Origin of the sequence: Ilumatobacter sp. (assembly GCF_030065885.1) — a bacterium.
Taxonomy (GTDB): domain Bacteria; phylum Actinomycetota; class Acidimicrobiia; order Acidimicrobiales; family Ilumatobacteraceae; genus Ilumatobacter.
This window is the reverse complement of record NZ_JASJCS010000025.1, coordinates 1-13,832: the sequence shown is the minus strand read 5'-3', so window position 1 is coordinate 13,832 and position 13,832 is coordinate 1. Positions and strand designations below refer to the sequence as shown.

Here is a 13,832-nt window from a genome sequence, read left to right as displayed (position 1 = left end):
TCTGCGACGATCGCAGTCTCTTCGGATCGCGGCTCGGGACGTCCGCAGTTCGCAGCCTGGGGCGTCCGCACCGCTTGCGGACCGTGGGTCGGACCGTTAGTGTCCGGCCGGCCGGGGGCCGCAGTGCCGGCTCCGGCAACGAGCGGCGCCGACCGACACGGCGCCGGTGTGAGACCAGGAACGAGAAGTGGGCGGCTTGATCGATCGGTGTCGAACGGTGACGTGGGCGCGGAACGGCCAACCACCCGAGGGCGACCACGACACGGCACGATCAGCATGACAGCGACCGACGAGAAGCCGCCGCGGGTCAGCATCGGCGTGCCCGTGTACAACGGCGACAACTACCTCGCGTCCGCGCTCGACTCCTTCCTGAACCAGACCTACGACGACTTCGAGGTCGTCGTCTCCGACAACGGGTCGACCGACGGGACCGAGGAGATCGCTCGCGAGTTCGCCGCCCGCGACCCTCGGGTCAAGTACTACCGCAGCGATGTCAACCAGGGCGCCACCTGGAACTTCAACCGTGTCGTCGAGTTGGCTCGCGGCGAGTACTTCCGGTGGGCCGCCCACGACGACACGATCGAACCGGACTACCTCCGCCGCTGCGTCGACGTGCTCGACGAACGGCCCGACGTGGTGCTCTGCTCGTCGCGGGTGCGGGTGATCGACGGCGACGGCGCGGTGACCGAGGAGTTCGACCGGGCCGAGGTGCCGGCCGGCTCGCCCGATCCCCAGGACCGCTTCCGTGGCTTCATGCTCCACGCGCAACGCTGCTACGAGATCTTCGGCCTGATCCGCATCGAGGCGCTGCGGTCGATCCCCCCGCTCGGGGACTACGGCCACGCCGACGGCGTCGTGCTCGCCCGCCTGAGCATGCTGGGACCGTTCGTCGAGCTGCCCGAGCGGCTGCAGAACATGCGGGTGCACGAGGAGCAGTCGATGTACCTCCACGGGTGCTACGACGACGGCGTCGTCGACTATCGCGCCTGGGGCGAGTGGTACAACCCGAACCGAACCAGCGACCGCCTGGTCCCCCACTGGCGGATGCTCTGGGAGTACGGGCGGACCCTGGTGATCACACCAGGGCTCTCCCTGACCGATCGGGTGCGCTGCGTGCGGCCGGTGGTCGGGTGGGTGCGGTGGTACCGGCCCCTGCTCCAGGCCGAGGCCGCGCACGCGATCAAGCGTCGGATCCCGACGCGCACGGGCTGAGCAGCCGGCTCGTTCCGGCGCCGCGCCGCCCGGTCAGCGGCCGAGCCGGTGGCGACGACGCCCGGTCACGCGGGTGCGCACGAGTGGGCCAGGTCGAACAAGCGGGCCGCATTGGTGCGGGAGTCGAACCGCTCGACCGCACGGCGGCGCGCGGCCTCACCCATCGAGCGCCGCAGGGCCGGATCGTCCACCAGCCGTCGTAGCGCCGTCGTGAGCGCCGCACCGTCGCCGTGCGGCACGATGAAGCCGGTCTCGCCGTCGGCGACGATGTCGGCGAAGCCGCCGACGTCCGAGGCGACCACCGGCAACGCCATCGCGCTGGCCTCGGCGGCCGCGATGCCGAACGTCTCGGCCCGGCTCGGGATCGCGAAGACGTCGCTCGTCCGGAAGAGCTCGATGAGTCGCGGATCGTTGGGACCGAGATCGTCGTACACGCGCACGCGGTCGTTGGCCGCGACCGGTGTCTTCGTCACGAGATGCAGCTCGACGTCGTCGGGCAACGACGCGAGGCTCTCGACGAGGAGGTCGCCACCCTTCCGCGGGAACTCGCCGCCGACGAACAGGATGCGCACCCCGGTGTGCCGGCGCTGGGCCGGTGGTCGCCACGCATCGGTGTCGACGCCCGGGGGGATCACGGCCACCCGAGCCGGGTCGACGCCGTAGTCGTCGACGAACGACCCGGCCGCCCAACTGCTCCAGCCGACGCACCAGGTGGCCTCGGTGAAGACGCGGCGGTTGACGCGGTGCTTCCACCACCGCACCGGCCCGGGCCGATCGGGTCGGTGGCCGTATCCGTCGGCCATCCGGTCGTACTGCAGCGGCGTCACGTCGGTGATCACGACGTAGGGCTTGGACCTCGCCAGGCCGCCGCCCAGCGCTGCCGGGACCTGGGTGTTGAACATGTGCACGTCGGCAGGCCGATCGCGCAGGCCGCGTCGCACCTCGCGACGGCCGGCGAGCGCGGCGCGGACGCTGGCGGGGAGCGGCAGCCGGTCGACCGGCGACGGGATCGACCCGTACCGGACCGGCACCCACTCGGCATCGATGTCGGGGCGTTCGAGCGATGCGGTGCGCAGGTTCGCCGCGTAGGTGCGATGACCGAGGTGCTCCTCGTGGACGATCGTCACCGGGACCGCGGGCCGCGACACATCGACTCCCCGCCCGTCGTTCCCAGCCATCACCTCAAACGTACCTCCCCGCCGGGGCTCACGTCCCCACGGTCGGTGCGACCGAGCCGATCGGTGTTCGACGGCGGCTGCCCGTTCGAGCCGGGCTTGCGCCATAATCCATCTCCTGCCTCACCGGCCGACGGGCGGAGACGGCGGAGGTCGACGAGGACGGGTCCACCGGCGGCGAACGTCGAGACCTTTCGAACAGGGAGCTGACAGACACCATGGCGCCACGGGTGAGCATCGGACTGCCGGTCTACAACGGCGAGCGTTTCATCACCGAGGCCCTCGACTCGGTCATGGCGCAGACCTTCGAGGACTTCGAGCTGCTGATCTCCGACAACGCGTCCACCGATGCGACCGGATCGATCGCGGCGTCGTTCGCCGAACGCGATCAACGGGTCCGGCACCTGCGACATGCGGAGACCAAGGGCGCGACCTGGAACTTCAACACCGTGTTCGGCGAGGCGACGGGCGACCTCTTCGTCTGGTTGGCACACGACGACGCGTGGGAGCCCGACTTCCTCGAACGCTGCGTCGAGGCGTTCGATCGCGACGCCGGCGTCGTGCTCGCGTTCTCCAACACGTCGTACGTCGACGAGGACACCGAGCCGGCGGGGTCCCGCGAGTACCCGATGCGCACGAACTCCGAACGAGTGAGCGAGCGGCTCTGGGACGTGCTCATGGTCTGGCACGACTGCCTGCCGGTCTTCGGCGTGATCCGCCGCAGCGCGCTCGCCGAGACCGGTCTGATCGGCCCGTACGCGTTCGGTGACCACCTGCTGCTCGCTGAGCTCTGCCTGCTCGGACGGTTCGAGATCTTCGACGATCACCTCTTCCGGTCGAGATTGCATCCCGGGCAGTCGATCCAGCAGTTCAACGTCTGGGTCGACCATCACGCGTACGGCAACTGGTTCACCGAATCGACGTCCGGACGGCCGCCCTTGCCGATGTGGCAGATGCTGGGCGATCTCCTGCGAGCGGTCTGGCGAGCGAGGCCCGGGCTCCCTGAGACCGCCGGTTGTCTCGCAGCGATCGGGCGCTGGACGATCCGGTACCGGCGACTCCTCCTGAAGGATCTCGGGATCCTCGGGCGCTACTGGTGGCGCCGTCCGAGAGCGCGACGATGAACGGGTCGGGGGGCGACGGCTCGCGCGCCACAGCCCACTCGGACATCCCGATCACGGTCTGCATCCCGACCGTGCGAGCGGCGACGATCGCCGACGCGATCGAGTCGGTTCGCGCTCAGACGCACGACCGGTGGAACCTGCTGGTGATCATGCAGGGCGACGACGCCGAACTGCGGCGCGTCGTCGACGGGTTCGCGCGGCGCGACGACCGGATCCGCGGCGTGTGGGTGCCCGAACCCGGACTCAACCGAGCCCGCAACCTGGGCATCCGGCAGGCCGAGTGCGACACCGTCGCCTTCCTCGACGACGACTGCGAGGCGGCGCCCGACTGGCTGGCGCACGTCTCGTCGGCGATCGCCGCCGACCCCGGCGTCGGCCTCGTCGCCGGATCGCTGGTCGCGCCGCCTGCGCCGCGATGGCGCCTCTCGGTGTGCCCTGCGGTCGAACCGGTCGACGCCACGTTCCGGGCGGCCGCCGGCGACCCGCAGCTGCCGCCGGGGTCCGAATTCGCGGGCGCCAACTTCATCGTCCGACGAGCGGCGTACGAACGGGTCGGCCCCTTCGACGAGGAGCTCGGGCCCGGCACGGCGCTCGTGGGCGGCGACGACCTCGACTGGGTCCTCCGGGCAGCCCGCGACGGTGTGGCGATCCGTTTCCTCCCGCAGGCGGTGGTGCACCACACCTCCGGCCGGCGGTTCGGCCTCCGGGCGGTGTACCGGCACCGCTCGGGCTACGGGATCGGTCACGGCGCGGTCGCCGCCAAGATGAGCCTCGTCTCGCCCCCGGACGCACCGGTCTGGAACGGGCGGATCTGGCGCCGCGACATGTGGCGCCAGGTGCTCGTCACCCCGTTCACCAGCTTGCGGCCGCACCGAGCGATCGCCGGCCTCCCCCGCCTCGTCGCCTTCGAGCGCGCCTATCGCCGGTGCCGGCGCGACTACACCGTCGACGTGGCCGGGCTGCTCGAGCCCCGCTGACCCCAGCACCCGACGGCGTCCGCATCCCACGAAGACGATCGACAGCACGCGGACCGCAGCGGTAGCCTCGCGGACATGACGGACCTGCTGTGCAGGCGGGCGCGGTGCGTCACGTGACCTTCCTCGGCCCGACGACGCGCGCCGGGTGTGCCGGGCGCTTCGGCGCGGGCGCGACACGTCGATCGTGGACGGTGACGTCGTGACCGAGCCCGACGTCGCTGCCGACGAGGGGGCCGACGCCGAACAGTCGGGGGCCCGGCATTCGATCGGGCGGAACCTGGCGGCGATGGCGTCGTCGCAGGTCCTCAACTGGATCCTCGGGACGGTCCTCGTGCTGGCGTACCCGAGGTTCCTCGGTCCCGACGGGGTGGGTCGGCTCCAGCTCGCGTTCTCGCTCTGGCTGATCGCCCAGGTGTGCGTCAACCTCGGCACGGGCACCTACCTCGTCCTCGAGATGGCACGCGACCGTGCCCGGGGCGTGACGCTCGTCGGCCCGATCCTGCTCATCCGGCTCGCGGCGTTCGCCGTGGCCAGCCTGGGCATGGCCGGGTACGTCCTGGTCGCCGGCCTCGACCGCGAGATGGTCGCGCTGGTCGCGATCACCGGTCTCGCGATGCTGCTCACCATCCTCCAGGAGGTGTTCGGCTCCGCGTTCAGCGGCATGGAGCAGATGTCGTACAGCTCGATCGCGTTCGTCACGTCGAAGATCGTGCTCACCGGGCTGGTGCTCGCGGTGCTCTTCGCCGGCGGTGGCGTGATCGAGATCGCGTGGACGACGACGGTCAGCGGCCTGCTCGGTCTCGGTCTGTTCGCGCTGTTCTACCGGCGACAGCACCGGGTGACGTTCGCACGCCCGGACGGCGGCTACGGGCTGATCGTGCGGGCGAGCTCGTCGTACATGGTCGGCAGCATCATCCTCGTCGTCTACCTCCAGATCGACGTGGTCGTCATGTCGATGCTGATCGACGACGCCGCGCTCGGGTGGTACGCGTCAGCCGACACGCTGATCCACTCGCTGCTCTTCATCCCCGCGATGCTGATGGGGGTGCTCTTCCCGGTGATGGGACGGCTGCACACGACCGACGCCGAAGCGGGCAAGGTCATCGTGCACCGGGCGTTCTCGTTGCTCACGATCGCCGGCGTCGCCGTCGGGTTCGGAGCTGCCGCCATCGGCGAGCCGTTCGCGGTGCTGATGTTCGGCGAGGACTTCCGCCGTGGCGGCCACGTGCTCAGCGTCTTCGCGATGTCACTGCCCCTGATCTTCCTGACGATGCTCCTTGGTCAGGTCGCGTACACGTCCGGTCGAGAGAAGTTCTGGAGCAAGCTGATGGCGATCGGTGTGGTGATGTCCGTCGCCTTCGACTTCGCCGTCGTGCCGGTCTTCGACCGTGAGGTCGGCAACGGCGCCGTCGCCGGCGCGCTCGGCTACTTCGTCACCGAGTCGTTCATGGTCGTGGTGGCGGTCCGCCGCATCACGCCCGAGCTGTTCTCGAGCGAGACACTGGTCCGGATCAGCAAGATCCTGGTCGCTGGCACGGCGATGTTCCTCGTGGCCTGGCGCCTCAGCGAGTACGTGCTGCTCGTCCCGATCGCCGCCGGCGCAGGTGTGTTCGTGACGCTCGCCCTGGCCCTCCGAGTGCTCACCGACAGCGACCGCGAGCTGCTCGCGACGCTGGGCCGGCGGATCCGCCGCCTCCCGCCCGCCCCCGACGCGACCGACGGCTGACCGGGACCGAGCGCGGTCGGCACTGCGACCCACGACGCGACCGACGCGAACCGACACACAGCCGCCGCTGACCGGCACGGCGCCGATCATGCGAACGCTGGTCGGCACCGCGGCCGACCACGCAACCGAAGCGAACCGGGCCCACAGCGGGACCGACTCGCAGCCCGGGATCACGGTCGGTGGCGACGGGTGTGCGCGGCACGGTGGTAGCGGCGAGCCGGCGGACGCCTCCGGCGCCGACCTGCGGCCCGACGCCGAGCCGGCGGCCGCAGAAGGCGGTCTCTGCGCCGTCAGCCCGACATCGGGCGCGTCCTACGGACAGGTGACGGCGTTCGGGTCCTCGGGGACGATGGGTGCGGACGTCTCGAACACGTAGTCGACGACCGCCGTGTGCGCCGGAGCCGCACCGGCGTTGCCGGCGAACACACCGAGCTCGGACACCGTCAAGGCGTGCACGAAGCTCGTCACCGTCGACCATCCACCGCCGTCGAGCGAGGCGGCCAACGTCCAGGTGTCGCCCACCCGGGTCACCCGCAACCCGACCTGCGGAGCGGTCGTCGACGGCACACCCAGCGCGACGTTCGCCAGCGCCGTCGGCGAACCGCCGACGAACCGCGCCGCGAACACGTACGTCTGCCCTGCGTTGCCGTACACGTCGAATCGCAGGAACTCGCCAGGTGCCTGCTCGATGATCAGACCCTGCATCTCGTAGGTGTCGGTGACCGCGGACTCGAAGCCGGCCTCGACCTCGAAGTCGGCATCACCCACCGACTGCATCACCCGCGGCGCCATGTTGCCGCCGGTCCACACGTCGTGGTTCACACCGCCGGGGACCGACAGTTCCAGCTGCGTGCCGTTCACGACGACACCACCGTCGCCGAGCGGATCGACGAAGCTCCACAGACCGGTGTCGAGCGCACACTCGTTGAAGTCCTCGGACACGAACCCGCTCGGGTTCTGCGCCAGCGTCGTGAACGTCTGATCCGGCGACGACGACGAACCACCCGCCCCGACCGACGTCACCTGGAAGTGGTGCAGCGTCTCGGCTGCGAGCCCGGTGAGCGTGATGCTGTGCGACGTGCGCAGCGTCGGATCGGTCTCGGTGCCCAGCTCGTATCCCGCGGTCTCGCCGTATGCGACCTCGCTCGACGCCGGCACGTCGGTCGTCCAGGACACCGTGGCCGAATCGACGAACGGCGTCACCGAGAGCGCAGAGATCACCGGCGGCTGCTGGCCGCTGTCGACCACGAACGTCGCGGTGACCGACTTCGAACCGTCCATCGTGAGCAACAGCGGGTTCGCCGACCCCGACGCGTCACCGCTCCACCCGTCGAAGACGAACCCCGCATCTGGCACCGCCGTCAACGTCACCTGCTCGTCGCAGGCGTAGACCGGCTGGTCGGGATCGACGGTGACCGAACCACTGCCGACGGTGCCGACCGTGAGCGTCGAGCTGTTGGGGTCTTCGGGGACGATCGGCTCGGACGTCTCGAACACGTAGTCGACGACCGCCGTGTGCGCCGGAGCCGCACCGGCGTTGCCGGCGAACACACCGATCTCGGACACCGTCAACGCGTGCACGAAGGTCGCCACCGGCGTCCACGCCCCGCCGTCGAGCGACGACGTGAGCGTCCAGGTGTCGCCGGCGCGGGTCACCCGCAGCCCGACCTGCGGGTTGGTGGTCGAGGGCGCGCCGAGCGCGACGTTGGCGATGACGGTGGGTTGGCCGGCGACGAACCGAGCCGCGAAGACGTACGTCTGCCCGCCGCTGCCGTACACGTCGAATCGCAGGAACTCGCCGGGCGCCTGTTCGACGAGGATGCCCTGCATCTCGTTGGTGTCCGTGACCGCCGACTCGAAGCCGGCCTCGACCTCGAAGTCGGCATCACCCACCGACTGCATCACCCGCGGCGCCATGTTGCCGCCGGTCCACACGTCGTGGTTCACACCGCCGGGCACGGAGAGCTCGAGCTGGGTGCCGTTCACGACGACGCCACCGTCGCCGAGCGGATCGACGAAGGTCCACAGGCCGGTGTCGAGGGCACACTCGTTGAAGTCTTCCGACACGAACCCGCTCGGGTTCTGCGCCAGCGTCGTGAACGTCTGGTCCGACGACGACGACGAACCGCCGCCGGCGCCCACCGACGTCACCTGGAAGTGATGGAGCGTCTCGCTCGTCAGGCCGGTGAGCGTGATGCTGTGCTGGGTCTTGAGGACCGGGTCGGTCTCGGTGCCCAACTCGTAGCCGGTGGTCTCGCCATACGCGACCTCGCTCGACGCCGGCACGTCGGTCGTCCACGTGACCGTCGCCGCGTTGACGAACGGCGTCACCGAGAGCGCGGAGATCGTCGGCGGCTGGTTCTCGGGCACGAACGTCGCGGTGACCGATTTCGAGCCGTCGAGCGTCAGCGAGAGCGGGTTCGCCGAGCCCGTCGCGTCACCGCTCCACCCCGCGAACACGAACCCCGCGTCGGGCACCGCCGTCAGCGAGACGACGTCGCCGTAGGTGTACGTGGGCTGATCGGGATCGACGGTGACCGAGCCGCTGCCACTGGTGGTGACGTCGAGGGTCACGTCGGAGCCGCCGAGCGGGGTGATCGTCACGTCGCCGAACGTGGCGTCGATGTGGTGGGCGAGCAGCAGCAGCGAGCCGTTCTGCGGGTCGGAGGCGCCCTGCTGGCCGACGAGCGACCATCCCGACGGCTCGGGTGATCCCTGCGGCCAGACCTTCAGCGAGTACCGCCCGCCGACCCCGGAGATCGACTCGACGCGCATCTTGTACACGTAGGTGCCGCCGACGGACAGCGGGAAGCCACCGTCGTACCCGATCAGGCTCCCGTTGTTGCCTTCGAGTCGGAGGCTGCCGCTCGTCGGGCTGGTCCACCAGTACCAGCCGATCGCGCCGTAGGGCAGCCACCCGGTCTTGGGCTGCATCCCCGCCACCGGGTTGTCGGTGTGGCCGTTCCACCGCATCAGCAGCCCGATCGCGGCCGCCGACCCGCTGGTCCAGTTCTGGAAGCCCTCGGGGTCGATCGCATGGACGGTGATCGGCACCTCGATCTCGTAGTCGGTCCATCCGGTGTCACCGATCGCGACGAGGCGGTCGTAGTCGGGGTCCTGGGTGCGGAGGCCGCCGCCCTCGATCGCCCACTCACCGTCGGTGACCTGCGCGACCTCGCCGATCGTGGCCGCCGAGCTCCAGTCGATCGAGTACGTCGACGGCCAGACGTTGTCGGTGTAGTCGACCGTGACGGTGCGCGTCCGTGAGTTGCCGAGCGTGTCGATCGCGGTGATCGCCACCTGGTTGGCCCCCGGGACGAGATCGGCCTCGCGGACGTCCGCGTTGAAGTCGCCGGAGTTCGCGAGGCGGCGGTCGTCGGAGCCGATCGACAGCGAGACCGGGGAACCACCGTTGAGCGTGTAGGAGAGCGATGCGACGCCGTCGGGGTCGGAGACGTTGCCGAGCACGTTGTAGTACGGCTGCGGGACGCCGACGCTGCCGTACGTCTGCTGCGTGCCGTACCAGATGTCGATGTCGGGCGCGTCGGCAGCCTCGAGCTCGAACGTGGCCGACACGGTCATGTCGGCGGTGATCGAGAACGAGAGCGGGTTGGTGGTGCCGGACAGGTCGCCCGTCCAACCGGTGAACTCCCAGCCCGGATCGGCGGTCGCCGTGATCTCGACGGTCTGGCCGTACAGGTACTGGGGCAGATCGGGGTTCGCCGACGCCGTGCCCGAACCCGTCGTACCGAGCGTGACCGTTGGCGTCGGAGCGGCGACGAAGACCGCGGTGACGGTGTGGGACGCCGACACGTCGAACGACACGACGTCGCCGGTCAGCGTGCTCGTGCCCTGCCCCGACGCGGCGGCCCCGACGGTGACGGTCATCGGGCGCATCGCCGCCTGGATCTCGGCCGACACCGGTGCCAGGTCGACGCTGTCGACGAGGCCGATCGTGAACTCGGCGGGCTCGGCGGTGAGGTAGGTGCCGGTGCCGCTGCGCCCGAAGCCGAACACCGTCATGTTGCCGTCGAGCTGGAAGTACGAGTCGACGGCGCCGTCCTGCTCGTGGTTCGCCACGTACAGCGAGCGGCCGTCCGCGGGGTCGCCGAAGTAGACCCATTCCTCGCCGGCGAGGTCGCCGGTCCACGAGTCGGACACGGTCGTCTGGGTGCCGTCGGAGCGCACGACGACGTCGGTGCCGAGGTCGAGCTCACCGCCCGGCGTGCCCTCGTAGAGGAACCAGTACGAGTGCCCGGTGTTGAGCACGGTCATGCGGGCGCGGTCGGGGAAGATGTCCCACACGGTCTCCCAGACGCCGCCGGCGGTCTCGGAGTGGATCGACGCCTTGAGCGGGCCCTGCTCGACGAGCGTGCTGGTGACACCGGTGGCACCCGGGTGCATGACACCCTCGGGATACACCATGTTGGGGATGCCGCGGTACTGGCCCTGCGACCCGGCGGCGGGGCCGTAGCCGAGCCAGTCGAGGCCGTCGGCGTCGACGATGCTGGTGAAGCCGCCGCCCTCCTTGTCGAAGTAGTAGGTGGTGTCGGGCGTGACGATCTCGAACGTGTCCTCGCCGGCATCGGGGACGCCGTCGGTCACCGACACGAGCGCCGCGACGCTGGCCGCTGCGTGCCCGGCGGCGACGTCGTCGAAGTACACGTCGTAGTGCCGTTGCGCAGCGGCGTCGGTCTGGCCGGCGAGGAGGATCGTGACCGTGCCGACGGCGTTGGTCTGGGCGTCGAAGCCCGGACCGGCGTCGAACTGGAACGGGACGGCGGGGTCGATGACGGCGCCGCCGGTCGACACCTCGACGACGCGCACCGACGCCGGGTCGAAGTCGCCCGAGACGCCGAGCGACGCCCAGGCCGCGCTGAAGTCGACGTCGGCCTCGACGGCCGTGTCGACGCGCGTCGTGCCGTCGGCGTCGACGGTGACCGGGACGCGGTAGCCCCACGCCTGGTCCCACCAGGCCGGCGTCGCCGGCGGATCGATGGTCCAGTGATCGAGGATCGAGCCGGGATCGGGGGCGGCGGTCAACGTCACCGTCTGGCCCAGCCCGTACGAGGGGAGGTCGGGGTCGATGCTCGCCGACCCGTTGCCGCTGGTCGCCACCGTCACGGTCAGCGGCGACGTCGGCGTGAACGTGGCGGTCACGGTGCGGTCGGCGTCGAGGACGATCGACGCCGGATTCGTCGTGCCGGAGAGGTCGCCGCTCCACCCGGTGAACGCCCAGCCGGGGTCGGCGACCGCGGTCAGGTCGACGGTGGTGCCGTCCTCGTAGGTGGCGGCGTTGGGGTTGCGGACCACCGAGCCGAGGCCGACGACGTCGGTGGTCAGCGTGTACGTGACGATCGTCTCGGCGAACGTCGCGGTGATGTCGAGGTCGTCGGTGACGACGACGGTCGCGGGGTTGGTGGTGCCGGTGAGGCCGCCGCTCCAGCCGGTGAACTCCCAGCCGGGGTCGGGCGTCGCCGTGACGGTGACCGACGAGAACGGGTCGTACTCGGGCAGGTCGGGCGACCTGGTGACCGTGCCCTGGCCGGTGGCCGAGGTGGTGACCGTGAAGGGATCGGTGGCGATGGGCGCGACGTAGACGTCGTCCCAGTACTTGCCACCGGCGCCGTGCGACCAGAGGCCGAACGTGCCGGCGGTGTGACGCGTGAACGACGAGTCGACGGCGTCGATCTGCCATCCGGTGGGCTCGGCGGTGCCGTCCTCCCACACCTTGGCCTTGATCGTCGTCTCGGTGCCGAGGTCGGCGACCTCGATCAGGAAGCGGTACCAGGTGCCGGCGGCGGGAACCACGCCGGTGTCGGTGACGCCGCCGGTGATCGTGGTGCCGTGCGGGCTGAGGCGGAACGACCCTGCGCCGTAGCGGCGCAACCGGTAGTACGAGTCGGACTGCGGGTAGTCGCTCAGCACGGTGACGCCGATGCCGCCGGACTGATCGGTCATCAGCATCCGGCCGCCCGCCACGTAGTTGGCGGCCGAGGGCAGGACGGCGTCGACGTAGTGCGAGTGGATGTTGCTCGCGGTCGAGGTCGTGCCGAACGCGCGGGTGCCCCCGACGTCGTCGACGGCGAACAGGGAGTCGTCGACGCCGAGGCCGTTCTGCGGGCCGGTGTCGACCCATCCGGCCGGGTCGTCACCGACGGCGTCGGCCTCGAAGTCGGCGTCGAGGAGGCTGGGCGGCGCCACGTCGAAGGTGGCGGTGAGGCTCGTGTCGCCGTCGAGCTGCAGGACGAGCGGGTTGGCCTGACCGGTGACCGCACCGCTCCACCCGACGAAGACCTGACCCGGGTCGGGCAGCGCCGTCAGGGTGACGACGTCGCCGACGGAGTACTGGGCCTGCTGGGGGTCGACGGTGACCGTGCCGGCGCCGGCAGTGTCGACCGTCAGCGTCGCCGGGACGACCTCGACGAACGTGGCGTCGACCGACGCGTCGGCGAGCATCGTCATCGTGAGCGGGTTGTCGAGACCGCCCGCGTCGCCGGACCAGCCGGCGAACGCCCAGCCCGGATCGGGGACCGCGGTCAGATCGACGGTCGAGCCGTGGACGTACGGCCCGGGGGTCGGATCGGCGGCGACCGAACCGTTGCCGGTGGCCGTCGCCGTCAGCGTGTGCGGTCCGGGCAACGGGATCTCGGTGACGGTGAGGTCGTCCCAGTACTTCTGCCCGTTGCCGTGGCTCCACACCCCGAACGTGCCCGCCGTGCGACGCGACGCGCTGTCGTCGTAGGCGTCGATCTGCCAGGTCGACGGTTCGGCCGACCCGTCGGGCCACACGCGCGCCCGGATGTCGGTGCGGGCGTTGACGTGATCGACCTCGACCTCGATGTGGAACCGGTACCAGGTGCCCGCGGTGGGGACGACGCCCGTATCGACGGTGCCGCCGGTGACCGACGTGCCGTGCGGGCTGAGGCGGAACGATCCGCTCCCGTATCGGCGGAGCCGGTAGTAGGAGTCGGACTGCGGGTAGTCGCTGAGGAACGTCACGCCGTAGCCGGCGTCGGCCGCCGACGCCTGCATGCGACCCTCGTACGAGTACCGCTCGAGCGCGTCGCTGCCGGCGCCCGTGAAGTGGCTGTGGATGTTGGACGCGGTGGAGGCCGTCGAGAACGCCTGCGTGCCGCCGGCGTCGGCGACGGCGAACAGCGCGTCGTCGGCCGCCATGCTGTTGAAGGCGCCGGTGTCGAGCCAGTCCGCCGGGTCGTCGCCGATCGATTCGCCCTCGAAGTCGGTCTGATGGAAGGGCGCGGCCGCCGAGACCGCAGGCGCTCCCGCCGTGGGCACCACGACGAACGTGGTCGCGCAAAGTACCGCTGTGACCGCGGTCTTCAGTTGTCTCATTTCGGTCCGCCTCACCGATCTAACGCCGTTTCTGGACAGACGGTACACCAATCGGGCGGTTCTCGGCCACTGATAGTGAGCGAATTCGACCCAGCGTCACGCAACGGTGCCAGCGAGCCGCCCGCCAGCGTGACGAGGTCGGGTCAGCTCGTCGCCACCTCGAGGAGGCCAGCGTGACGAGGGCGGGTCAGCTCGTCGCCACCTCGAGGAGGCCAGCGTGACGAGGGCGGGTCAGCTCGTCGCCACCTCGAGGAGGCCAGCG

The 13,832-nt window shown here is 70.5% G+C and carries 6 protein-coding genes; 4 read left to right on the top strand and 2 right to left on the bottom strand.

Annotated features, from left to right (window positions below):
- The first annotated feature begins 276 nt into the window (after nt 1-276).
- On the top strand, nt 277-1,212 hold the full coding sequence (locus tag QNJ12_RS07880) for a glycosyltransferase family 2 protein (RefSeq protein WP_300621239.1): 936 nt from the start codon (nt 277-279) through the stop codon (nt 1,210-1,212).
- Between the two features lie 65 nt (nt 1,213-1,277).
- Here QNJ12_RS07880 and QNJ12_RS07875 read toward each other — a convergent pair whose 3' ends face one another.
- A complete protein-coding gene (locus QNJ12_RS07875) occupies nt 1,278-2,390 on the bottom strand; it encodes a glycosyltransferase family 4 protein (protein ID WP_300621236.1) in 1,113 nt (370 codons plus the stop codon).
- Nucleotides 2,391-2,617: 227 nt separating this feature from the next.
- On the opposite strand from QNJ12_RS07875, the gene QNJ12_RS07870 reads away from it, so the two are divergent.
- The 3 genes from QNJ12_RS07870 to QNJ12_RS07860 all read left to right on the top strand — a co-directional run bounded on the left by QNJ12_RS07870 (nt 2,618) and on the right by QNJ12_RS07860 (nt 6,214).
- Nucleotides 2,618-3,511 (top strand): glycosyltransferase family 2 protein, encoded by an 894-nt coding sequence (locus QNJ12_RS07870; protein WP_300621233.1) that lies wholly within the window; start codon nt 2,618-2,620, stop codon nt 3,509-3,511.
- The gene (locus tag QNJ12_RS07865; protein WP_300621231.1) at nt 3,508-4,488 is read left to right on the top strand and encodes a glycosyltransferase family 2 protein; all 981 of its coding nucleotides are present in this window, start codon (nt 3,508-3,510) and stop codon (nt 4,486-4,488) included. The genes QNJ12_RS07870 and QNJ12_RS07865 overlap by 4 nt, the downstream gene beginning before the upstream one ends.
- Nucleotides 4,489-4,687: 199 nt before the next feature.
- Nucleotides 4,688-6,214: a flippase gene (locus tag QNJ12_RS07860; RefSeq protein ID WP_300621229.1), complete on the top strand. Its 1,527-nt coding sequence runs from the start codon at nt 4,688-4,690 to the stop codon at nt 6,212-6,214.
- 312 nt (nt 6,215-6,526) lie between these two features.
- Here QNJ12_RS07860 and QNJ12_RS07855 read toward each other — a convergent pair whose 3' ends face one another.
- Nucleotides 6,527-13,513 carry an InlB B-repeat-containing protein gene (locus QNJ12_RS07855; protein WP_300621227.1) on the bottom strand — a complete coding sequence of 2,329 codons (6,987 nt, stop codon included), beginning with the start codon at nt 13,511-13,513 and terminating at the stop codon, nt 6,527-6,529.
- Nucleotides 13,514-13,832 lie beyond the last annotated feature (319 nt).

What these genes read in the sequence shown, in the direction of transcription:
- QNJ12_RS07875 (WP_300621236.1), bottom strand. Translation starts at nt 2,390, where the DNA reads ATGGCTGGGAACGACGGGCGGGGAGTCGATGTGTCGCGGCCCGCGGTC.
- QNJ12_RS07865 (WP_300621231.1), top strand. Translation starts at nt 3,508, where the DNA reads ATGAACGGGTCGGGGGGCGACGGCTCGCGCGCCACAGCCCACTCGGAC.
- QNJ12_RS07880 (WP_300621239.1), top strand. Translation starts at nt 277, where the DNA reads ATGACAGCGACCGACGAGAAGCCGCCGCGGGTCAGCATCGGCGTGCCC.